This window comes from Psychrobacter sp. T6-5, from assembly GCF_052258485.2.
Taxonomy (GTDB): Bacteria; Pseudomonadota; Gammaproteobacteria; order Pseudomonadales; family Moraxellaceae; genus Psychrobacter.
On record NZ_JBQQEY020000001.1, the window covers coordinates 101,799 to 125,597 of the forward strand.

Annotated in this window: 20 protein-coding genes and 2 tRNA genes; 5 read left to right on the forward strand and 17 right to left on the reverse strand. The window is 42.6% G+C overall.

The genetic code is table 11. The features are described from left to right. Positions 1 to 55: 55 nt before the first annotated feature. The 3 genes from ACTXGK_RS15035 to ACTXGK_RS15045 all read right to left on the reverse strand — a co-directional run bounded on the left by ACTXGK_RS15035 (position 56) and on the right by ACTXGK_RS15045 (position 3,324). Positions 56 to 1,081 (reverse strand): NADP-dependent oxidoreductase, encoded by a 1,026-nt coding sequence (locus ACTXGK_RS15035; protein WP_443514736.1) that lies wholly within the window; start codon positions 1,079 to 1,081, stop codon positions 56 to 58. Between the two features lie 167 nt (positions 1,082 to 1,248). After that, a complete protein-coding gene (locus tag ACTXGK_RS15040) occupies positions 1,249 to 2,007 on the reverse strand; it encodes an endonuclease/exonuclease/phosphatase family protein (protein WP_443514737.1) in 759 nt (252 codons plus the stop codon). A 204-nt stretch (positions 2,008 to 2,211) separates the two neighbouring features. Next, positions 2,212 to 3,324, reverse strand: a complete 1,113-nt coding sequence (locus ACTXGK_RS15045) for an AOC03_06830 family ribosome hibernation factor (RefSeq protein ID WP_443514738.1) — start codon at positions 3,322 to 3,324, stop codon at positions 2,212 to 2,214. Between the two features lie 553 nt (positions 3,325 to 3,877). Here ACTXGK_RS15045 and ACTXGK_RS15050 point away from each other — a divergent pair. The 4 genes from ACTXGK_RS15050 (at position 3,878) to ACTXGK_RS15065 (ending at position 7,620) form a co-directional block, all read left to right on the forward strand. Continuing rightward, positions 3,878 to 6,079 (forward strand): M3 family metallopeptidase, encoded by a 2,202-nt coding sequence (locus ACTXGK_RS15050; protein WP_443514739.1) that lies wholly within the window; start codon positions 3,878 to 3,880, stop codon positions 6,077 to 6,079. Further along, a complete protein-coding gene (locus tag ACTXGK_RS15055) occupies positions 6,080 to 6,337 on the forward strand; it encodes a YheV family putative zinc ribbon protein (RefSeq protein WP_201602607.1) in 258 nt (85 codons plus the stop codon). It abuts the gene before it with no gap. Positions 6,338 to 6,479: 142 nt separating this feature from the next. Further along, complete coding sequence (locus ACTXGK_RS15060) at positions 6,480 to 7,028, forward strand: hypothetical protein (RefSeq protein ID WP_443514740.1); 549 nt, start codon at positions 6,480 to 6,482, stop codon at positions 7,026 to 7,028. Positions 7,029 to 7,056: 28 nt separating this feature from the next. Further along, entirely contained in the window at positions 7,057 to 7,620 is a 564-nt protein-coding gene (locus tag ACTXGK_RS15065; protein WP_443514741.1) for a hypothetical protein, read from the forward strand. Between the two features lie 116 nt (positions 7,621 to 7,736). On the opposite strand, the gene pnp is transcribed toward ACTXGK_RS15065, so the two are convergent. From pnp to tpiA, 14 genes are all read right to left on the reverse strand, one after another. After that, positions 7,737 to 9,839, reverse strand: a complete 2,103-nt coding sequence (gene pnp, locus ACTXGK_RS15070; RefSeq protein WP_443514742.1) for a polyribonucleotide nucleotidyltransferase — start codon at positions 9,837 to 9,839, stop codon at positions 7,737 to 7,739. Positions 9,840 to 10,562: 723 nt separating this feature from the next. Further along, positions 10,563 to 10,829 (reverse strand): 30S ribosomal protein S15, encoded by a 267-nt coding sequence (gene rpsO, locus ACTXGK_RS15075; RefSeq protein ID WP_045443035.1) that lies wholly within the window; start codon positions 10,827 to 10,829, stop codon positions 10,563 to 10,565. Between the two features lie 374 nt (positions 10,830 to 11,203). Further along, the gene (locus ACTXGK_RS15080; RefSeq protein ID WP_443514743.1) at positions 11,204 to 11,380 is read right to left on the reverse strand and encodes a hypothetical protein; all 177 of its coding nucleotides are present in this window, start codon (positions 11,378 to 11,380) and stop codon (positions 11,204 to 11,206) included. Between the two features lie 126 nt (positions 11,381 to 11,506). Beyond that, positions 11,507 to 11,668 carry a hypothetical protein gene (locus ACTXGK_RS15085; protein WP_371531728.1) on the reverse strand — a complete coding sequence of 54 codons (162 nt, stop codon included), beginning with the start codon at positions 11,666 to 11,668 and terminating at the stop codon, positions 11,507 to 11,509. Between the two features lie 74 nt (positions 11,669 to 11,742). Beyond that, positions 11,743 to 12,267, reverse strand: a complete 525-nt coding sequence (locus ACTXGK_RS15090) for a type 1 glutamine amidotransferase domain-containing protein (RefSeq protein WP_443514744.1) — start codon at positions 12,265 to 12,267, stop codon at positions 11,743 to 11,745. A 385-nt stretch (positions 12,268 to 12,652) separates the two neighbouring features. Further along, positions 12,653 to 13,741 (reverse strand): tRNA pseudouridine(55) synthase TruB, encoded by a 1,089-nt coding sequence (gene truB, locus ACTXGK_RS15095; protein ID WP_443514745.1) that lies wholly within the window; start codon positions 13,739 to 13,741, stop codon positions 12,653 to 12,655. Positions 13,742 to 13,750: 9 nt separating this feature from the next. Further along, entirely contained in the window at positions 13,751 to 14,140 is a 390-nt protein-coding gene (locus tag ACTXGK_RS15100; RefSeq protein WP_058023606.1) for a ribosome-binding factor A, read from the reverse strand. Positions 14,141 to 14,342: 202 nt separating this feature from the next. Beyond that, a complete protein-coding gene (infB, locus tag ACTXGK_RS15105) occupies positions 14,343 to 17,078 on the reverse strand; it encodes a translation initiation factor IF-2 (RefSeq protein WP_201599477.1) in 2,736 nt (911 codons plus the stop codon). Between the two features lie 148 nt (positions 17,079 to 17,226). Then, on the reverse strand, positions 17,227 to 18,711 hold the full coding sequence (gene nusA, locus ACTXGK_RS15110; protein ID WP_238035957.1) for a transcription termination factor NusA: 1,485 nt from the start codon (positions 18,709 to 18,711) through the stop codon (positions 17,227 to 17,229). Positions 18,712 to 18,848: 137 nt separating this feature from the next. After that, on the reverse strand, positions 18,849 to 19,349 hold the full coding sequence (gene rimP / locus ACTXGK_RS15115) for a ribosome maturation factor RimP (protein WP_201599475.1): 501 nt from the start codon (positions 19,347 to 19,349) through the stop codon (positions 18,849 to 18,851). 443 nt (positions 19,350 to 19,792) lie between these two features. Continuing rightward, positions 19,793 to 19,869, reverse strand: a tRNA-Met gene (locus tag ACTXGK_RS15120). A gap of 122 nt (positions 19,870 to 19,991) precedes the next feature. After that, positions 19,992 to 20,075 (reverse strand) — tRNA-Leu (locus ACTXGK_RS15125). Positions 20,076 to 20,217: 142 nt separating this feature from the next. Continuing rightward, positions 20,218 to 20,526, reverse strand: coding sequence for a preprotein translocase subunit SecG (secG, locus tag ACTXGK_RS15130; protein ID WP_021814138.1), 309 nt, complete (start codon positions 20,524 to 20,526; stop codon positions 20,218 to 20,220). A 215-nt stretch (positions 20,527 to 20,741) separates the two neighbouring features. Continuing rightward, on the reverse strand, positions 20,742 to 21,554 hold the full coding sequence (gene tpiA, locus ACTXGK_RS15135) for a triose-phosphate isomerase (protein WP_443514746.1): 813 nt from the start codon (positions 21,552 to 21,554) through the stop codon (positions 20,742 to 20,744). Positions 21,555 to 21,942: 388 nt separating this feature from the next. Between tpiA and pilB the strand changes: the two genes are divergently transcribed. Next, a complete protein-coding gene (gene pilB / locus ACTXGK_RS15140) occupies positions 21,943 to 23,658 on the forward strand; it encodes a type IV-A pilus assembly ATPase PilB (RefSeq protein ID WP_443514747.1) in 1,716 nt (571 codons plus the stop codon). The last annotated feature ends 141 nt before the right edge of the window (positions 23,659 to 23,799 follow it).

Here is a 23,799-nt window from a genome sequence, read left to right on the forward strand (position 1 = left end):
GTTTTATGAAGTACGTAAAGAATCCTATGATTTTTAAAAAACCGGTTAACGCCCCTTATTCAGAAGCAGCAAGGACGATTTTGCCGAATGCATCGCCCTTTTGTAATTCATGATGAGCGGCCACAACCTCAGAGAGTGGATATATTTTTTGGATTTTTAAGATCAGCTTGCCATCAGCAACTTGCTGTAAAACACGCGCCATATCATCACCACTACGCTGCGCTTTATACCCGGATACTTCTAGGTTTTTCTCCTTGCCAGCTTCTTTGAGCTTATCGACCCAAATGGTTGGCAACACATTCACACGCGCGCCCGATTTGAGCACACCGAGCGCGCGAACACCGGCTTCATCGCCAACTAAGTCAAGCAGCACGTCGGCTTGCAAGTCAGGGAACGCTTCGTCTTTGGTATAATCAATCCAGCCTGCCAGCTTGTCGGTATCGATAAGCTCACCGAGCTTGGCATATTTTTCTGGTGAGCAAATAACGGTGACCTTGATATCATCACGGCTCACTTTGTCCATTAATAGCTGTATTAATAAATGACCGACACCGCCTGCTGGTGCATTGATTACGACATGCTCACCTGCTTGAATGTCAGCAAAATCTACAAACTGTATCGCCGTTTGTCCGATACACGGCAATGCCCCTGCTTGCTTTAACGTGACATTCTCTGGCACTTTCGCGAGCATTTTGGTGTCTACCGCCAAATATTGCGCATAGCAACCACCAGTGAAGGTCAAGGCGGCAACGCGATCCCCAACAGCGAACGCATCGCTATTACTACTAACCACTGTACCTGATACATCAAACCCTAAAATAGCTGGCTGGTCGTTGTCAAATTTTTGTTTTTGGATATTTTCTGCGCCCCAGCCTTTACCTTGGCGGGTTTTATAATCGACAGGATTGATACCGGCGTAGGCGACTTTGACCAATACTTGATCGTCCTGTAATTCAGGAATATCGACACCATCCTGATATATCATTACTTCTGGTTCACCAAATTCACGTATTAGTGCAGCGTGCTGGGTATTGGGGCGTTGAGGTTGCTGATTATTGTCATTAGTAGCTGACGTTGCCATTGCAGAATATCCTTATATTTTGTTTATTAGGGCATGGTTACTATTTATCTTACGTTAGGTGACTATTTCATAAGGGGCAATTGTAGTCGATAGTATTTTTGCTAAAAAAATGTTTTAGTCTCGATAGATTATCAAGGCAGTGCATCCGAGCAAATCACTACAAAGTATTAAGGCAGCATCAGTTCTGCACTAATCGGCAAATGATCCGAGAGTGATGACCACGGCTTTCCACTATGTACCCATGCGTCTTTGACGACCAAATTACGCAGATAGATACGATCTAAACTGAGCACTGGCAGTCTTGCTGGAAACGTCGGTAGCAATTTGCCATGACAATATTTAAATGCTTCTATCATGCCAAGCTCAGTAGCCAGTTTGTCGCAAGACATTTTTTTCCAATCGTTAAAATCGCCTGCCAAGATGAGCGGTTGATCGGGTGCAATCTCATTTTTCACATAATCGCTGATGGCCTGATATTGCTTGATACGATCGCGCTCAAATAAATTTAGATGCGCACATAGCACCACGACTGGCCGCTCCCAACCGATAGGCTGCACTTCACAATGCAGGACACCGCGCTGCTCCAGCCTATTAACAGTAATATTGACGTTGTGTTTTGGGTCTAATGGGAATCGGCTTAATACGGCATTGCCGTGATGACCATTCTCGTATTCTGAATTTTTGCCATAGCTATTTTCTAGATCTAAAAACTCACCAAACCACTCATGCTGTGATTGATTGGGGTACTCATTATATTGCATGTTACGTTTGAGGTTTTGCCCCTGCACTTCTTGCAAACACAATATATCTGCACCCACAGCTTCTAGCGCTTGAGCAATGCCTTGCATTTTCACCTGACGGTTTAGGGGTGACATGCCTTTATGGATGTTATAGCTGGTTAAAACAAAAGAGGTGGTGGTAGTCATAATTTGATTAATTGTACGCTCAATATTTATGGAGTAAAAATCAATAGCTCAGCTACGATAACACCCATAGTGATAGTAATGACAGAAATAAAAAGAGCACTGGCTCATATTGAACCAATGCTCTCATATTACACCTATGCATTATTAATGGCTAATTCATAAATGAATATCGCGCTTAGATGTCATTGTTAGATCATCGTTAAATTAATAACGAGTGACCAACGCAATTGGTTGATCTTCGCCCATGATATCTTGTGGCATAAATACAGCCTCACCACCATTATGGATAACATGCTCGATGATTTCACCGATTGCATCATCAGTCACGCCTTCTGCGCTAGCATCGCTTGCAAGGCTTAGAGTTTGCGCTTTTTCATCAATTTTGGCAGATTGGATATAGCCACGACGTACATAGAGGGTCTCGCCAGCGCCTTGGAATGCACTACGATATACTTCTTGTAAATCAGTCTGCAGCATATTTGCACCGCGGGCTTTATCGATTTCGCCTAGAGCAGCATGATGTAATGATGTACGATATTCTTCTACCGCTTCTTGTACACTATCGATGATATGTTGAGCGCTGCCGTCTTCTAAATTAGTGGCATTTGACACGGTAGCAATGATGTTGTCTGGACGATCACAGACTTCTTTATAGTAACCAATGTTTTTGGCGTCACCAACGATCACGAGTGGCATCTTATGCTCACCCCATAGTTCTTGTACGCTTTTATCGACTTGATTAAAGTATTCTTTTAAGTGGCTACTTTCATTATTTGATGAGCGATCTGATCCGCCGTCACCTGTGGTATATAGCCCGTTGTTCTCAACAGGGAACTGGATGTTTTCCATGTTGTTTTGTATGTCATCATCTTTATCAAACTCTCTAATGACGCGATCATTCGATGCTTCAATCAGACGAGAATTATCGCGGGTTAGGACAACCGTGTAGTAATGTACCGCACTGGCCATATCACGCACTAAATCACGGGTAGCAAAGCTGTCTGATATCACAACGCGCTCCGTCGTATCGATTGGCATACGGACGATTTGCACATCATCTGTACTAGCAAATATCGCTAAAGTATCGAGATTATAGTTATGATTTAATTCTTTAGTCTTTGCATGGATATTATCTAAGATGGTCGTCGCTGTGCTCTTATCATATTCTTTGTTTAAGCGATCTTCGACAACTTTCAACTGATTTTTTAGAGCGATAGGATCTTGCTCGTTGGCTGGATGTGCTCGGTGAGTCTTAACAAAGATACTTACCGCTGGATTGGCTTTGGTTTCACGTAAGCTTTTAAGAGTCGCTTTCATATATTGCTCCTTGTTTTATTATCATTTACTTTCGATTTTATACATTCTTTTATGAGTACAATGTTAGGGCATCTTGCCTTATCTCTTACTAATAGCAGCTCTGATCATTGTCGGTAAACAACAAATCATGCTATCAATTCATCAATAGTTTTTGTCCATGCTTTATCCGTACACCTGATCGGCGTACAATTTTTGAATTCCTTTATATTGATGCTAACAGCTACCCCTCATTCGCTATAGGGTTAATTTGCAAGCAAATGATAGCACTTTGTAAGTAGAGCAATCTGTATTGTTAAAGATCTCTAATATCTCAGCTTACTATATTATTTGTCGTTTCCTTTGAGCATTCACTTTTAGTTTAAGCATTCACTCTCAGTTTATAAGTACTCAGGTTGCATTTTGACTAAATGAACCCATCTTTTATATAACTAAATATAAATTTTAAATGGCGCGAATCGTAGTACGTCGCAAAGTTAGCTCGTATCAAGCGCGATTTAAAAGCTACGTTTGTCCAATGTTTCTTTCATAATAATCATTAATATCGGATACCTTTATGACTCTTCCTTCTTCAGATTTGCGCCTTGTTGATTTTACCAATGCTGCGCCAAGTACATTACAAACCCAAGTCATCAATGCTATCGACGATGCCAATAGCTTCTTAGATAACTTGACGGCGGTGACTGATAATAGTACTAACATTGCAAAATTAAGCGCTGAGCAAGCACTGGCAGATGTGATGCAGTTTGATCATATCAATCTAGCGCTAGATCGTAGCTGGGGAATCTTATCGCATCTCAATGGCGTGATGAGTAACGATGAGATTCGTCATGTCCACCACGAGTTGCTGCCCAAATTATCAGCTTATGGAACGCGGGTTGGTCAACATCAGCCACTTTTTACCCGCTATCAAACGATCGTTGATGATACCGAGTTTTTTGCGGCACTTGAGCCTGCACGTGCGCGGGCGATTGAGCTGGCACTACGTAGCTTTGAGTTATCAGGGGTGGCATTACCTAAGGCTGAGCAAAACAAATTTGCTGCTATTCAAAGTGAGCTATCTACCTTATCTGCGACATTCTCAGATCATATCTTGGATGCAACCCAAGCCTTTGCATTGCCTTTAGAAGAAAGTCAGCTAAAAGGCTTAACGGAGAGCGGTTTGGCATTGTTGGCAGATGCAGGTGAACAGTACAAGACTCGTGAGCTTGCTAATGGCACCCTGAGTCAAACCGATATAGATGCGCTCCCGACGCCTTATTATGTGGCAAGCTTGAACATTCCTGTATATCTAGCGGTGATGACCCACGCTGATGACCGCAGCTTACGGGAAACGCTGTATCACGCTTATGTCACGCGCGCCTCTGAATTTGATACGCATACTAATGCTAAAGGTGAGTCACTAAACAATGCCGACATCATGAGCCAAATTCTCACCTTACGTGAGCAAAAGGCCAATTTACTAGGCTTTGATAATTACGCTGAAGTATCCCTATCGACTAAGATGGCAGACAGTGTCTTAGAAGTAGAAACATTCTTACGTGACTTGGCGGCCAAAGCGACCCCAGCCGCGCAGAAAGATTTAGCACAGTTACAGAGATGTGCGCAGGATTATGGTATTGATGAATTACAACCTTGGGATAGCGCCTATATCGCTGAAAAAGTAAAGCAAAGTGAATTTAGCTTGTCGCAAGAAGAGATTCGTCCTTACTTCCCACTGCCAAAAGTGACTAGCGGTTTGTTTGCCATCGTCGAACGTCTATACGGTATTACAGTACAAGAGCAAAGTCATGAGGGTGCAGATGGCCATTCCGTATCACGCTGGCACGATGATGTGCGCTTTTATCAGCTGTTTGACGCTGATGATCGCTTGATTGGCGGGTTTTACTTTGACTTATTTGCGCGCAGTGGTAAGCGCGGCGGTGCATGGATGAGTGGTTTTCAGTCTCGTTATAGCTATGAGGAACAAAACCATCAGCAGCTACCTGTTTGCTTCATGGTTGGCAATTTTACGCCTGCACTTGATGGCAAGCCGAGCTTATTGACTCATGACGAAGTGTTGACCTTGTTCCACGAGTTCGGTCACGGCTTACATCATTTGTTAACCCAAGTGACGGTCGGTGATGTCGCAGGGGTCAATGGCGTCGAATGGGATGCCGTCGAGCTTCCTAGTCAGTTTATGGAAAACTGGGCTTGGGATGCTGAAGGCATTGCCCTTCTTAGCAGTCATGTCGACACTGGTGAGCCATTGCCTAAAGACAAACTTGATGCGCTATTGGCTGTCAAAAACTTCCAAAGCGGCCTACAAACGCTGCGCCAGATCGAGTTTGCATTGTTTGATTTGCTGATTCACGCTCATACACCAGCACTTGATTATGAGGGTATCTTGACGACACTAAATGCCGTGCGTAGCGATATCGCTATCATGCAAATACCTGATTATAACCGCTTTGCTAATGGCTTCAGTCATATATTCGCAGGTGGCTATGCTGCAGGTTATTACTCGTATAAATGGGCTGAGCTGCTATCAGCTGACGCCTTTAGTAAGTTTGAAGAAGATGGTATTTTTAACCCAGCAACGGGTAAAGCTTTTCGCGAGTCGATCTTGTCTGTTGGTGGCAGTTTTCCAGCCAAAATCAATTTCGAAAACTTCCGTGGCCGTAGTGCGAGCATAGATGCATTGCTACGCCATAACGGTTTCACTGATGCAAAAAATACTGATGCTGCCAATGCTCAAACGACACGCGAGGCTATCTAAATGCGCTATCAGTCATCAAGCCCTAAGCGTCGATTTTTAGCAGGGGTGCGCTGTCCAAAATGCCAAGAGATGGACGCTGTGGTGCAGGTAAATATCGTCACGCCAGCACCAGATGAATACATCGAATGCACAAAGTGTGGACATTCGGAACATCGCCCTGACCCTGATGCCATCAGCGCCAAAAACCATCTTGAGGATCAGCTTGCTCGCGATGCCATGACAACAGGCACCAGTGGTACAGTCAAGTTCAAACCCTAGTTATCCAGTGTTGTTTCTAGACTACCACCTAAGCAACTCACTATTTAATACTGACTTAAGCCTATCTATCAATAGATAGGCTTTTTATTTTGAGTTTGTTATAGTAGGTCTACTTATATTCTTGCCATCAATTGATCATAATATGAACCGTAAAAAAACGCGCCCTGTATCGACCAAGCCTTCTAAAGCAAAAACTGCGCAAGCAGGCCGACGCGTTTGGATTATCCTTATTTTTGCGGTGATACTCATTGCTATTGGTTACTTACTTTGGGTAAAACCCGAGCCAGAAGTGGTTTTACCTGTCAGTGAACCACCTACGATGAATGAGCAAACCGAGGCGGCTCAAGCGGCTTCAACTCTAGACGTCATAACTGATGAGCCTGATACTGTACTCACTGACAGCATTACCACTGATGAAAGCGCCAGTGCAAGCGACGATAAGCGTGTTGAAACGCCAAATCCTAAAGCTATTTTAAATGCGCCGTTGCCAAAGACAGACAGCTTAGCCAAAGAAGAAATTGATCGTTTAGAGGACGAACGTAAACGCTTAGCTGAACAAGAAAAGTTGGCTGCGGAGCAATTAGCAATGAATAAACAGCTAACCGATATGAAAGCCGAACAAATCGCTCTACTTGAACAGCAGATAGCACAATTAGAAGCGGATAGCCCTGCTAATACAGAGACACAATAAACGCAGGATTTTCACAAAGAGGTCTATAATGGCAATTCTGCAACTCACACATGCCTCTATTTTGAATAGCAATGCACAGCTGCTTGTTTTACCTGTCAATAACGCTGGTGTCATTCTAGACCCTGTGCTCGCGCGAGCTAAAACATTATTTCCTGATAACTATCATCGTTATCATAGCGCGTGCCGTGATGGCAGTCTGAGTGTTGGCAGCTGCTTACTGCACAAGCGCACACGTGAGCAAGCTGGTCTTGGCATCAGTAGTAACGGCAATCAACCAAGTTATATAGCCAACCTTGTTGTATCAAACCACCCATACCATCCTGCGCGGTCGCGTTGGCTCATCGCAGCTTTAATCGACCTGCAGCAGCAATTAATTCCGCTCATACGCTACCAAGGCATACGCAGAGTTGCGCTACTCGCTCGTCCGCTTATCTCCGATAATCCACGCGATGCTATATCTAATGAAAATGAAAGTATAAATTCGCTACCTCTAGATTGGCAGACTGATACGTTGCCATTATTGACCGAGCACTTACAAGACCTACCAAAACTTCGTATCGATATCCATATGCCCAAAAATATCGATTTATAAGTGACTTTTAACTAGATCATCATCATTTTTTTGCGCCCATAAAAAAACCGCCTTGGGCACTCATAAGAGCATCCAAGGCGGCTTTTTATTACTTAAACTATATCAAATACTGAGCCTTAGTTCTGCTCAATACCTTTCATAGTTAGCTTGATACGACCACGGTTATCAACGTCTTGCACAAGCACTTTAACGACTTGACCTTCTTTTAGGTAATCAGATACATTTTCTACGCGCTCTTCTGCGATTTGTGAAATATGTACTAAGCCATCAGTGTTTGGTAAAACATTCACAAATGCACCAAAGTCGACGATACGAGCAACCGTACCTTCATAAGTTTTGCCAACTTCAACTTCAGCAGTTATTGCTTCGATTTTACCGATAGCGGCTTTGGTCGCTGCTTTGTTTTCACCAAAGATACGGATAGTACCAGCGTCATCGATATCGATAACCGCACCAGTCTCTTCGGTTAGCTGACGGATGGTTGCGCCGCCTTTACCGATAACGTCACGAATCTTGTCTGGGTTGATTTCGATAACAGCATAGTTCGGTGCATGAGCGTTGATTTCAGTACGGCTCTCAGGCAATACTTGGTTCATTGCGTCCAAGATATGGATACGACCAGCGTGGGCTTGCTTAAGCGCTTGCTCCATGATGTCAGGGGTAATACCTTCGATTTTGATATCCATCTGTAGTGCAGTGATACCGTTTTTAGAACCAGCTACTTTAAAGTCCATGTCACCTAGATGATCTTCATCACCCAAGATATCTGACAAGACAGCAAAGCGCTCACCTTCTTTAACCAGACCCATCGCGATACCAGCAACGGGTGCTTTTAATGGTACGCCTGCATCCATCAACGCCAAGCTTGCACCGCAAACAGACGCCATAGAAGATGAACCGTTTGATTCAGTGATTTCTGATACCACACGGATCACATATGGGAAGCGTTCGCTATCTGGCAGCATCGCTTGGACACCGCGGCGTGCAAGGCGACCATGGCCGATTTCACGACGCTTTGGAATACCTTCGCGGCCTGTCTCGCCCACTGAGAAATGCGGGAAGTTATAATGCAACATGAAATGGTCACGAATCGTGCCACCTAATGAGTCAATCATGTTGACGTCACGGCTGTTACCAAGCGTGGTTGTAACCAATGCTTGCGTCTCACCGCGGGTAAACAGCGCTGAACCATGTGTATATGGTAGAACACCCACTTGTACGTCAAGTGCACGAACCGTCTCAAGATCACGACCATCGATACGTGGCTTACCTGACAAGATATTGTCACGAACGGTACGATATTTAAGGTCGTTGTAGATTTCTTTTAGCTCAGACACAGTATCGGCATAAGCTTCTGACTCAGCATCGCCAGCAAGTGTATCAATGATTGATTGTTTGATCTCATCAAGCTTCGTGTAGCGCTCTTGCTTATCAGTGATGGTGTATGCATCCGCAACTTGCTCACCGAACTGCTCTTTCATGCTGCTGGTAAGTGCTTGATCACGCTCAGGAGCAGAATACTGCTGCTTAGCAGTACCAATTTCTTCTGCCATTGATGCAATATTATCGATAACGATTTGCTGCTGCTGATGACCATATAATACCGCACCTAGCATCTGATCTTCTGACAGCTCAGCTGCTTCAGACTCAACCATCAATACCGCAGACTTAGTACCAGCCACGACCAAATCTAGATCACTGGTTTCAAGCTGCTCAGTCGTTGGGTTTAGTACGTATTCGCCGTTAATAAAACCAACACGAGCGGCAGCGACAGGGCCATTGAATGGCGCATCAGAGATAGCCAATGCGGCTGAAGCACCGATTAATGCAGCGATGTCTGCAGACTGCGTTTTATCTGATGATACAACGGTGGCAGTAATTTGAATCTCGTTTACATAACCTTCAGGGAAGAGCGGACGAATCGGACGGTCGATCAAGCGAGAGGTTAGCGTTTCAAACTCGCTCGCCCGGCCTTCACGTTTGCCGTAAGCACCTGGGATTTTACCCGCTGCATACATTTTTTCTTGATAGTTTACGGTTAATGGAAAGAAGTTTTGACCTTCTTTGGCCTCTGATTTTACGACTGCTGCGACAAGTACGGTCACGCCGCCCATGTGTACTAAAATAGAGTTTGCTTGACGAGCAATACGTCCTGTCTCGATAACGACTTGCTGGTCGCCGTACTGAAATTCACGCTTAATGGTATTAAACATTGTCATATAATCTTCCTAATGTTGACTGACAAAAGTGATATCAGCTTCAAAAAACTTGATATCTGTCATTAAAATTCTGTGTATATGGTCATTAACTGACAATCTCTCTATTAGAAATCATCTCAATCAATGCCAATAACTTTACCTAATTATTTCATATATCTTTTCGTGCTAGACATCGTACTATTATATATATTTGGTCGTTCAATTTTGGCTTTACTATAAATACTATCAAACAGACATTAAGTCAAAAGACTTCGGCGCTAAAAACCGTCTAGGCTATTTCTACGCTTTTAAGAATCAGAGATTTACGCAGTAAGCCAAGAGACAAGTACTTTATCAGTAGTCGCTATATATTCAGTAGATATACTATCGAACTCACAAGGCATTATTTTACAGTGATTTATAGCCATTGACCAATTAATTGCAGAACAGGGCCGTTATCGATAGGAAATACTAATTTTAACGCCCAATCAGCATCATTATCACTATTTTTGGTCGCTTATGTTTGTCGACCTTGATGTGTTTTAGACAAATGGTGCTATCTAAATATAGCTTTCAAAATGAATAAGCATAAAAAAACGGCGTGAAACTATTCCACACCGTTTTTAGAAAAATCTATTTTATCGATAACAACAAACAAGTTCCAAGCGGTTAGCAAAAATTTTAAAATTCTGCCATATAATGGCGTCTTTTATTTTATCACCCACTCGTACTATTGTCGTTAGATTAGCGACGTAGACCTAACTGGCTGATAAGAGTGGTATAGCGACCAAGATCTTTACCTTTTAGGTAATCAAGCAATTTGCGACGCGTGTTAACCATACGGATAAGACCACGACGGCTATGATGGTCAGCTTTATGTGCTTTGAAATGGTTTTGCAAATCGTTGATACGAGCGCTCAACAAAGCTACTTGAACTTCTGGGGAGCCCGTGTCATTTTCGCCACGTTGGTATTGAGCGATGATTTGTTCACGATCGGTATTAGTTAGCATAAATATCTCCGGCAATGCTAAAAACTTTAAAAACAGACTACAATTTGAGTCAGATTAAAAGCAATAGAATAATAAATAAAATAACTTGCGCGCCATTCAGGACAACCCTGCATTACTAGAGTTGACCTAGTGTACGACAAGTTCAGTTAAAGATAACGACCATTTAACACGTTTGAACGTATGCGTTATATTAGTCAAAGCCAATACCTAATTAAGGTGTCGATCTAACCAACATACATTATTCAAAACCTGATTTAAATGTGAGGGCAATTATAACAAAAAACTGCTGAACTATCAGCAGTTTTTCATAAAACTTGTAAATTTGGCTTTGGCCTTAATAGGAAGGCAATTCATCAACAGATCACTAGATTTGCTTATTTGTTGACATCGTCTTGTGTCGCGTTACCACCTAGCTCGTCATCGTCAAGTGGCGACGCTGTAGTGACTTCTGCCAAACTATCAGGAGTAGCATCCTCACTAGGATTAATGTCTTCTGATAATTGCTGAATTTCTTTTTCTTGCGCGTCCATATTATCTTTCGAATTACTCATGTTAGCTCCTACATTATTATTTTTCGAAATATCTACTTTACAGTTACTGATACTAAGATAATTATTGCTACTAAGCTAAAACCAAATGCAACTGTGCCATTCTAAAGTAAATGACACACAGAAATACTATTTTTCTTCTTTAGCATTTTCTACATTGCTAGCAATGCGGTCTGCTGCTGCTTCGCTGTTTTCAGTATGGTTATCTTCAGTTTGACTCTTAAGAGCGGCGGTTGCCGATTCAGCACGTTGTTGCTCAAGTTTGGTATCGTTTGGGTTAGAGTTAGACATAATATTTTCCTTAATTGTAGTTATAAATAGTTGAGAATTTTTAATTTTCCATCTTTAGATAGATGAAGAAAAATTTAAGATAATGCTTTATCAATGGCATCAACGAAGTTACTGATGTCATCTGGATTACGCGAAGTAATTAAATTGCCATCGACTTGTACAGTCTTGTCGACGTACGTTGCACCAGCATTTTCTAGATCGGTTTGCAGCGTGTGATAGGCAGTCAGTGTTTTGCCTTGAGCAATACCTGTGTTGATAAGTGCCCAAGAGGCATGGCATATGACAGCTAATGGTTTACCTGCATCATTGATGGCATTGATGATCTTGTGAGCTTCTTTGTTACCACGAATCGTATCCGCATTAACCGTGCCACCTGGTAATACTAGTGCATCATAATCAGAAACATTTGCATCTTTTACGAAAATATCAGCAGTAAAGGTATCACCTTTATCTACATCCTGCTGCATAGCCTGCACTTCTTTGCCTTCATTAGTAGTGATCAGAAGGGTCTTATAACCTCTGTCCTTTAACTGATTATTAACGTCTTCGTATTCTGCTTGCTCGAAGTTATTATGTAGTAAAAAAGCGATCGTTTTCATGATATTCCTTTTCTATTTATACTTGTTTCTGTTTATTTATATTTGGGCTTTTATAATCGAATTTATTATTATTCTATAATTTTTGTTGTTTATTATTATTTGATAAATGATTGTTGCGTTGATAATAGTCATCCTCTGACGTATTTTTTCTTATTAAAGAATATCCTTTCTGCATGTTTTCTTGTTCTTATTTTCTATTGTTATGTCATTCTTCCATTTTGTTTTTGATCCAGCCTTCCCTAGCTGGTGTATCTACTGTACAAAAAAAACAGGTTTCACCATAGGTGAAACCTGCAATAAAATGTGACGGTATGTGATTAGTGTAAACTATTAGTAAATTGAATAGGCTTCAGTTAACAGATTAGCTATAGCAATCACTCTATTATCAGCGCTGAATCAATTTTTTAGGCTGTAATCGACCATTAAGGCTAACGGCCCCTAATCCAAGAAATACTCCTTGCTCATTTAGCAAGCGTATATCAACGGGTAGCTCGTGCTCTAAAGGCTGCGAGATGTCAATGCTGTCTTCAATACCAATATCAGAACCAACAGTATTAGTTTCTGCTTCACTACCATTGGATATTTGATAAGCAGCATTGCTTGCAACATAATCTCTAAGCTTACCTGTCAAGCTATCGGATACGTTTAAGCGCTGTCCCATATGTACGCGCGAGCATTGTTCTTCAGTCAATATCAATTCAGCGTCGATATCAATGCACGCATCGACAGGCAATAACTGAGAGTGTCGGCTATCTAAGTCTTTCTCTTCTAAAGTCGATAGGGCAATAGACTCATCAATACTAAAATTACCGACTTGCGTGCGACGCAATGCCGTTAAATGTCCAAGCGTACCCAATGTTTTCGCGATATCCTCTGCTAACACACGTACGTAAGTCCCTTTGGTACAAGTGACTGTCAAACGAATCTGTATATCATCAATCGCATGCAGCTCGATAGCCTTAATAGTGATATCTCTCGGTGGCCTATCGATTTCAATACCAGCACGGGCATACTCATACAGTTTTTTGCCATCTTTTTTTAATGCTGAATACATTGGTGGTATCTGCTGCTGAGCGCCCAGAAACTGACGTGCAATAGTAGCCAATGAAGCATCATAAAATGCTGGAATAGCGGATTGTGCCACCACTTGACCGTCTGCATCACCCGTATCTGTTTGACTACCAAGTAAAATCGTTGCTTGATAAGACTTGTCAGCATCCAGTTGATAATGACTAAACTTGGTCGCTTCACCTAGGCAAATCGGCAGTAAACCAGTTGCCATCGGATCAAGCGTACCAGTATGACCAGCCTTTTTGCTATCGTGTATCGGTGACTTAAACAAATACTTCACTTTTGACACAACTTGCTGTGAAGTCATACCTTTGGGTTTGTCTACCAAGATAACCCCTGAAACTTTTATTTTTTCAGGTGCTTTGCTGGCTTTTTTATCAGGTTGCTTAGACGCTATAGACATAATAATAACTTACTCGTCATTCTCGTTTTGCTCAGTTTTAGTGACGGCTTTGCTGATCAAGTCCATCATGTAGTTACCGCGAGCAGTCACTTCATCATAGTGAAAGCGTAGACGCGGCGTAGTACGTGTTTTTAGGCTATGGCTCAGCTCCGTACGCAAAAACCCTGCTGCTTTATTCAGTACTTTGACGCTTTCTTCGTGATTGGTCTTAGTCATGGCATCATTGAGCTCAGGCTCCATGATAGTGACATAGATATCTGCATAGCCTAAATCTGGGCTAACTTTGACACTGGAGATTGTGACGAAACCTGTCAGACGAGGATCATTGACTTCATCACGAATAAGAACAGCAAGCTCACGCTGGATCTGATCGGATAAGCGTTGTAAACGTTGGTTCATGTTGTTACCTTACTTTAATGGGCTTATTGTTATTAATATATAGAACGGTTTGCTAAAAAATGTAGTAATGATATTTGCTAAAAAAGGCCTAGCAGGGTGTACCTGATAGGCCTAAGTACAGCTGAATATCGACAGAGTATTTAACATGCTCAGCACATTCGGCATATTGCATTGCTACATACTCTGCTATCGAACAGCGGCTTTAGATAGTACGGGCGAACTCTTGAATTTCAAAGACTTCGATCTTATCGCCAGCTTCAACATCATAGCCACGAACGGCCAGACCACATTCCATACCAGTACGTACTTCATTGACGTCTTCTTTATAGCGACGCAATGATTGCAATTGACCAGTAAAGATAACTTGGTCGTCACGCAATACGCGGATAGGTTTGTTGCGATAGATTGTACCTTCAACCACCATACAACCAGCAGCCGCACCAAACTTACTAGAGCGGAATACTTCACGAACGTCTGCAACACCAAGGATTTTCTCACGATGTTCAGGAGCAAGCATGCCACTCATTGCAGATTTCACATCATCGATCAAACCATAGATGACACTATAGTAGCGAATATCCATGTTAGCTGTATCTGCTTTACGGCGTGCGGTGGCATCTGCACGGACGTTAAAGCCTAACAATACCGCTTCGCTAGATTCTGCAAGTGTTACGTCAGACTCAGAAATAGGACCAACGCCTGAACTGATGACTCTGACTTTTACTTCATCAGTAGACAACTCGTTTAGGGCAGCTAGTAGTGCTTCAAGTGAACCACGTACGTCTGTTTTCAATACAATGTTCAAGAATGACACATCGCCTTGACCCATCTGATCGAACATGCTCTCTAGACGCATGGCGTTCTGACGTTCCAGTTGACGCTCACGCTCACGGTTGGTTCTAAAGTCCGCAACTTCGCGGGCTTTTTTCTCATCCGTTACAACTAGGAACTCACTACCAGCAGCAGGTGTTTCAGGCAAGCCCAAAATCTCTACAGGGATAGACGGACCAGCCGACTTGATACGTTGACCATGCTCGTCAGTTAGTGCACGAACTTTACCATAATGCTCACCAGCTAGAACCAAGTCGCCTTGCTTCAATGTGCCTTTCTTAACTAGGACACTAACAACAGGACCACGACCCTTTTCAAGTCTTGATTCAATGACCACGCCTTGTGCAGCACCGTCTAGTGGCGCTTCTAGCTCCATTAGCTCAGCTTGTAAGCTAATAAATTCTAGTAAATCGTCAATACCTTCACCAGTTTTGGCAGAGATACGTGCCATCGGTGTGTCACCGCCCCACTCTTCTGAGATGACTTCTTTTGTTGTCAATTCATTCAGAACACGGTCAGGATCAGCGCCTGGCTTATCCATTTTATTAATAGCGACAATAATCGGCGTACCAGCAGCACGTGCATGATCAATCGCTTCTGCCGTTTGTGGCATCATGCCATCATCAGCTGCGACGACAAGTACAACAATATCAGTCGCCTGAGCACCGCGTGAACGCATCGCACTAAAGGCCGCGTGACCCGGGGTGTCAAGGAAAGTAATAACACCGCGCTCGGTTTTTACGTGGTAAGCACCGATATGCTGAGTAATACCGCCCGCTTCACCATTCGCAACTTTCGTTTCACGAATTTTATCAAGCAGTGATGTCTTACCATGATCGACGTGACCCATGATCGTCACTACTGGTGGGCGTGTTTGAACGTTACTGCTACGCTCGTCAACGGCGTCTTGTAGATCGTCTTCCACTTTAGTGTCACTGACTGGTACTGGGTTATGACCCATCTCTTCAACCAGTAAACTAGCAGTTGCTTGATCAATCGTGTCTGATTCACGAGCCATTTCGCCCATTTTCATGAGCAATTTGGTTACTTCGCGAGCTTTAACCGCCATACGCTGAGCAAGATCAGCAACTGAAATTTGCTCACTAATCTCAACATCATAGACGATTTTTTCGACAGGTTTTTCAAACTTATGCTGTGATGCTTGTGTTGAACGCAAACCATTTTTACGGTTTTTGATCTCACGCTCATCTTGATTCTTACGACGACGACCGCGAGTACCAGTGCTATTTGCACCACGTTTGATTTCGCGACGCTCTTTTTCAAATGATTCTTCTAACGCATCACCGACCAGACCTTCAGCCAATGGTTCATCTTTACGTACTTCAGTAACAGGCTCACGGTCAGTATATTTACCAGCCATTTTACGCATTTGCTCAAGTGTACGCTTTTGCGCTTCTTCAGCCTGAGTACGGCGAGTCTCTAATTCGATTTCACGCAGACGCGCTTCTTCTTTCTCACGCGTTTCGCGAGCTTTACGCTCAGCAGCGGTTTCCACTTTAGGCTTCGTAGCAGCAACTTTTTTCTTTGGCTGCTCTTTAGGCTTAACTTCAACAGTGGCTTTGCTCGCTTTACCGCCTTTTTTAACGACAACTGAGGTAGAGATATCATCGTTTTTGTCGTCTGATTTTTTGCTAGAGCCTAGACTTGCACGCATCGCTGCTAAAGTTGCTGCTTGACGCTCTTCCGCTTTTTTCTTAGTAGCGGCACGTTCTTCGGCTTCTTTGGCGGCACGTTCTTGAGACTCAATGAGAGCCTGCTCGCGCGCTGCTAGTTCTTCAGCCATTTTTTCTGGATCAGGCTTTTCGAATACTTTCTTTTTACGCACTTCAACATTGACGCTCTTAGATTTGCCTGAAGAGCCAGTCACACGCGCGGTACTAGTGGTCTTAGACTTCAGACTAATACGACGCTTTTCTTGTTGACCATGACTTTGTTTTAAATACGTCACCAGCTTTTCTTGCTCAAGCTCGGTGACTAAGTCATCCTCTGCGCGAGCAGGCAGGCCAGCATCTACTAATTGCTGCTTTACAGCACTTGTAGTTTTGCCTACCATTTCTGCCAGTTCTTTGACGGTCTTATCTGCCATTTATTATCACCTACTGTCTATTATTTGCTATATGTTCAATTCAGTTGTTGGCTACAAATGATTGGGTTAAGGCTGATACTTATAAATAGATATCAGCACTTTATTCTCAATAGCATATCACCAAAAGACAGCGATATGCAGTTACCGCTTATTCATCGAACCAAGATTCCCGAGCTTTCATGATGAGTTTTCCTGCAGTTTCAGAGTCTAATCCTTCGATATCTTCTAGATCGAAGACGGCTTGTTCTGCCAAATCATCAACGGTAATAATGTCTTTTTGTGCCATTTTGTAGGCCCAGCTGACTGTCATACCTTCAAGCTCTTGGAGCTCTTGACTTGGCTCTTTCATGTTCTGTTGTTTGACCAGCTCGTCAGCGATGACGACGTCTTTAGCACGTTCTTGAATCATATCGATTGCTTCATCATCTAAGCCTTCGATGTCATAGAAGGTCTCAACGGGTACGTAGGCAACTTCTTCGATACTAGTAAAACCAATATCAACCAATGCCTGTGCTAAGTCTTGATCAACTTCTAAGCGCTCATAAAATAATTCGATAAATGCCTTTGATTCGTTTTCTTGACGCTGTTTGTACTCTTCTTCAAGCATCATATTTAGCTTATAACCAGTCAACTCAGAAGCTAAACGTACGTTTTGACCTTGAGAGCCAATAGCACGCGCCAACTGATCATTGGTGCTAAAGATAATATCTGCTGTTTGAGTGTCTTCATCTAAGATGATGCTGCTGACATCAGCTGGCTCTAAAGAGCTGATGATGAACTGAGCAGGATCATCTGACCATACCACGACATCGATACGCTCACCGTCTAGCTCTTGCTGTACTGCTTGGATACGTGTACCACGCATACCAATACAAGCACCAACTGGATCAATACGATGATCGTTGGTCTTCACGGCTATTTTAGCACGGGTGCCAGGCAAGCGAGCGACGTTACGAATTTCAATAATTTGCTCTGCGATCTCTGGTACTTCTTTTTGCATCAATGCTGATAGCATTTCAGGATGCGTGCGAGATAACAATAACTGTGCACCGCGGTTTTCACGGTTTACATGATATAAGATAGCGTTGATACGCGATTTTGCACGTAGCTGTTCACGTGGCAACATCTGATCGCGTGACAAGTAACCTTCAGCATTGTCGCCCAAGTCAATAATATAGCCATCACGTGTCTGTTTCTTGACTTCGCCATACATCATTTCACCAACACGTGGCTCGAAAGCGTCTGCAACAAGTGCACGTTCAGCTTCACGGATTTTTTGGATGATGACCTGTTTTGCTTGAGTAGCCGCAATACGACCAAATTCAATCGATTCGATTTGCTCTTCTTTGATATCACCAATTGACCATTCTTCTTGATCAAGATCTGTGATAGCAAGCTGACAAGCAGGCATTTCATGATCTTCGTCTGCAACTACGGTCCAGTAACGATAAGTATCATAATCGCCAGTTGCGCGGTCAATGGCTACTCGCACAGCCACTTCTGGCTGCTCGGTATATACTTTTTTCTTGGTAGATACCACCAAAGCGTCTTCTATGGCTTCAAAGATATCTTCAGGATTTAAGCCCTTTTCATTACTGACAGTTTCTACTACCGTTAAGATTTCACGACTCATGCTATACCTGTCCTATCATTTTTTAATTGACTTAAATTTTATAATTTGGGTGTCGCTATTATATAGTTACTATAAGCCACATAAGCTACTTGAAGATAACACTGCTAATCTATGAGCAGCTACCTAATAATAAGTATTTAGGCATCTTCGTAAACTAAGTTGGCTTTATCAATATTACTTAATGCAATCTCAAACTGCTCACCATCGCTTGACGTCAGTTTCAAAGCTTTATCATCAATACTATCTAATGTACCTGTTGCTTTGCGACGTTTTTGATCGCCTGTGCCGATAGCTTGAATCAAACGTAAGCTTACTGTTTGGCCAACATAGGCGTGCATCTGCTCATCTGAGAAAAATGCACGATCAAAACCAGGTGAAGACACTTCTAAGATATATTCACCAGCGATAGGATCATGAACTTCTAAGATACCGCTTACTTGATGATTCACTGCGGCACAGTCTTCGATAGTAACGTGCTTATCTTGGGCTTGCTCTTCTGGCAATGCCTCAATATAAATACGCAATAAAGAGCGACGGCCTTGTGGCGCAAATTCTATACCCCATAGCGACACATCGCAAGCGGCCACAGCAGGGGCAATAATATTAGTCAGTTCTGCAACTTTAGTCGAAAGCTTCATAATCTCTTTGTATTTTCCTATTCGCTTATCTATCGTACTTAGTAAACCGTATCAAAGCTTTGCTCTTTTCGTACTTATATATAGTAAGAATTACGGTCATTATATAATGGTAAACCACAAACATATAACAGGTGTTGTGCGTTTATATAGGGACGAGCCTAAAAAACATCAAGCTCAGCCAAACAATGCTTTTATTAGTTATAAAGCACTACTATCGATAAAAGCGTGAGGAATAAAAGATAGTGTTGCTTAAGGAGCATCGTGCCAGTGGCGGCCGATGATGACCAGTGACGAGTAATATCGTACTCTATAGACCTAGAGCTTAGCATAAGTAGGATAGATACCGCGATAACACTGACCTTCAGATACAAAAAAACCCACAAACATTATGGTGGGTTAATCGGTACTGACAAATTTAGTGTACAAAACATCAGTATAAAAAGTGGTAGCGGGGGCTGGATTTGAACCAACGACCTTCGGGTTATGAGCCCGACGAGCTACCAGACTGCTCCACCCCGCATCAATCTAGAACGCATATTATAGGGAGATAATATAGAAGTGTCAACACTTTATTTAAAAAATAATAAATTAAGTGGTTACTACTAAAAATCCAACCTGACGCTATGCTGCGTCTGTGAAACTTGGTGCGATTGGGGGGACTTGAACCCCCACAGCTTTCGCCACCACCCCCTCAAGATGGCGTGTCTACCATTCCACCACAATCGCATTTTACTACCCTGCTCTCTAACTTCCTATCTACTATATATAATGCGTAAGGTAGGCATTAATAGATAAGGACTTGCGAAAACAGAAAAGTATTGTAAATGTAACCTACCAAAATAGCAAGCGCTGACTACTCAAAAGCCACTTATTCAGGATTTTGTGTCAATGGACGCGGCGTTTGCGGTGCTGATACTGGCGCATCTAAACGAAACTGATCTTCTGCTTGCTTACGCGCATGCACCGCCAACGTCATACTGGTAATAAAAAATATGACCGTCAATACTGCAGTCGCACGCGTCAAAAAGTTGGCGGTTCCCGCTGCACCAAATACCGTACCTGATGAGCCGGCACCAAAAGAAGCCCCAGCATCTGCCCCTTTACCATGCTGTATCAAAATCAAGCCGATCATGGCAATGGCCACGATAATATGCAGGGCTAATATAAACGTAAACATGGTGGCCTCTTTTGCCGCGTAATGACGACTGATAACGGAAAATAAAACGTAAAGTTAATAAAAATAATGACTAGCATCTCATGATGCCAAATCGATTATATAAATAAGGCGCATTGTACACGATTGCAAGGGCACTGTTAAACCTACTTTTACTAACTGATAAAACCATACTGTCTATCAGCTATGATACTGATATCTGAGCATTATTTATTCGATTAAGCATTCGCTTGACTAAAAGCATCAGCGATCGCTAAGAAGCTATCTGCTTTCAATGAGGCGCCGCCAACCAAAGCACCATCAATCATAGCGTCAGCAGCAAAGCTATCGGCATTACCAGCATTAACGCTACCGCCATACAGTACGGTAATAGCACCTGCTATGTCAGCAAATCCCGCAACGGTTTGCTTGATATGCTGATGAGTCTTACTCACTTCTGCCACAGTCGGCACTTTACCAGTACCAATTGCCCAGACAGGTTCGTAAGCGACGAGTAGCTTTTCAGATAACGATGCTGCTAAATCTGGCTGCTGAACAAGCATATCTTTAATCACTGAGAGTTGTTCATTGATAACATCAAGTGTTTGATCATTATCATACTGTTCTTGCGTTTCGCCGATACAGAACACCACACCAAGATTCTGAGAAAACGCATGAGACAGTTTATTTATTAGACAGTCATGAGATTCTTTATGATACTGACGACGCTCAGAGTGACCAAGTATCGTCCAAGTGGTTCCTGTATCTGCGACTTGCTGCGCTGAGCAGTCTCCCGTATAAGCGCCTGTGCTTGCACTATGAGCGCTCACGTCTTGAGCAGCGCTGACTATTGAACTATTTGCTAAGCGTGCACTGACTGCAGCCAAATGAATATAGCTTGGTGCTACCATCAATTTGCATTGACTACTAGAGGTTGGCGTTTTAGCTTGATTTTTAGCATCAACCTTAGTCAGCAGGTCATCTAACAGCGCATCAACATCATGGCTAGTTGCTGGATTCTGTTTCCAATTACCGATCACCCAAGCTTGCATACTTATTTACCTTGTCTCATGTATTCACGCCAATTCGGCTCATATGCGCGCCAGTATAACAAATAATTCGTAAGTGCTATAGTAGTGTGCCGCCAGAAGCAGCAGCGCTTTTCAATACCTATGTTCAAAAATGACAGCTAAAAGCAGAGATTTTGATGTATTGATTGTTTAATCATTTGTAGAAAGCCTTTAAACTAAAATCAAGCAAAGTCGTATATTGTATTTAACAGAAATTAAAAATTATTAAACGCTTTCTAAGTTATTACGAAAGAAGTAAAAATAACTTGCTGAATCAAAGTACGTATCGATTACCGCAAATATATTAAAACATATATAGTAGTCTGTATTCTAAAGCGGTGTACAAATCCTTTATCAAAGAGAGGTCATAATGTCTATTACAACCAGTAAATATGGTGGTCTGGCGCAGCAGCTCATCAGTGATGGTGTCGTTAGCGAAGCAAATATGAAAACGGCACAGATTGAGTCGCAGCAGCAGCAAATAGGATTGGTGCCGTACCTTGTAGACAATAAACTGGCTGATTCTTATCACCTTGCCCAAATGTTATCACAAGCCTTTGGCGATCCCTTATTCGATCTCGATGCACTCAGCACTGATGTCATTCCAAAGGACTTAGTCGATGAAAAAATCGTCCGTAAGTTTAATGCATTGCCACTATTTAAGCGCGGTCAACGCTTATTTGTAGCGCTAAGTGATCCAACTCGTGTTGATGCTATTGATGCCATTGCCTTTAATTCTCGCTTGTCTATTGAAACGATTGTTGTTGAAGAAAACAAGCTAAAAAAGCGTATCGAAAGTGTTTATGCTGAAACGATGCAGAGCTTTGATAGCTTCTCCGACAGTGACTTAAATGTTGGTTTTGAAGATGGTGATGAAGGTAACGATGACGGTGAAACGAAGCTTAGCGATGGGGTCGATGAGGCACCTGTTGTAAAATTCGTCAATAAAATGCTGGTCGATGCCATTCGCATGGGTGCTTCTGATTTACATTTTGAACCTTACGAAAAATCTTTCCGAGTACGTTTTCGTGTTGATGGCGTGATGGAAAAGATAGCCAATCCGCCAGTCCAACTGGCCAACAAAATCGCAGCTCGCTTAAAAGTTATGTCACAGATGGACATCTCAGAGCGCCGAGTACCGCAAGATGGACGTATCAAGCTCAAAATCTCTAAAACTAAAGCCATTGACTTCCGTGTGAACTCGTTACCAACTTTGTTCGGTGAAAAAATTGTTTTGCGTATTCTAGATCCTTCATCAGCCATGCTTGGTATTGATGCGTTAGGGTATGAACCTGATCAGCAGGAGATGTTTTTAGAAGCGCTGCATAAACCGCAAGGTATGCTGCTGATTACTGGTCCCACTGGTTCTGGTAAGACAGTCTCTCTTTATACGGGTATCAATATTTTAAACACTGGTGCCACCAACATCTCAACCGCCGAAGACCCTGTGGAGATTAACCTTGAGGGTATTAATCAGGTCAATGTCAACGCTAAGGTCGGCCTAACCTTTGCTAATGCGCTCAAGTCTTTTTTGCGTCAAGATCCTGACATTGTCATGGTTGGTGAGATTCGTGACTTGGAGACTGCCGAGATCGCTATTAAAGCGGCACAAACAGGACACATGGTACTCTCGACCCTACATACCAACTCAGCACCCGAGACGTTGACGCGTTTGCGTAATATGGGTGTGGCTTCTTTTAACATTGCAACGTCAGTCAACTTAGTCATTGCGCAACGTTTGGCAAGACGACTATGCAAAAACTGTAAGAAACCGATCAATATTCCACGGCAGAGCCTACTAGAGATCGGCTTTACTGATACAGACTTGGACAATTCAGACAATGTGATTTATGAGCCAGTAGGATGCAATGAGTGCCGTGAAGGTTACAAAGGTCGTGTGGGTATCTATGAGGTGATGAAGGTCAGCCCCGACATCTCACGTATCATTATGGAAGATGGCAATGCCATAGATATTAAAGATGCAGCGCTCAAAAACGGTTTTCGAGATCTGCGCCGTTCTGGGGTTTTAAAAGTTCTACAAGGTGTCACCAGTATTCAAGAAATGATGCGTGTTACTTCTGAATAAACCGCATAAATATTAAGCCGTATATGAAACTATTTATCTTCTAGTATTTTGCTTTCTGAAGACTTCAAAATTAGAAATATTATCTAATAGATATATCTAAAAAATAAAACAGATAGGCACTGGTTTTTTGCGCTAAAATAA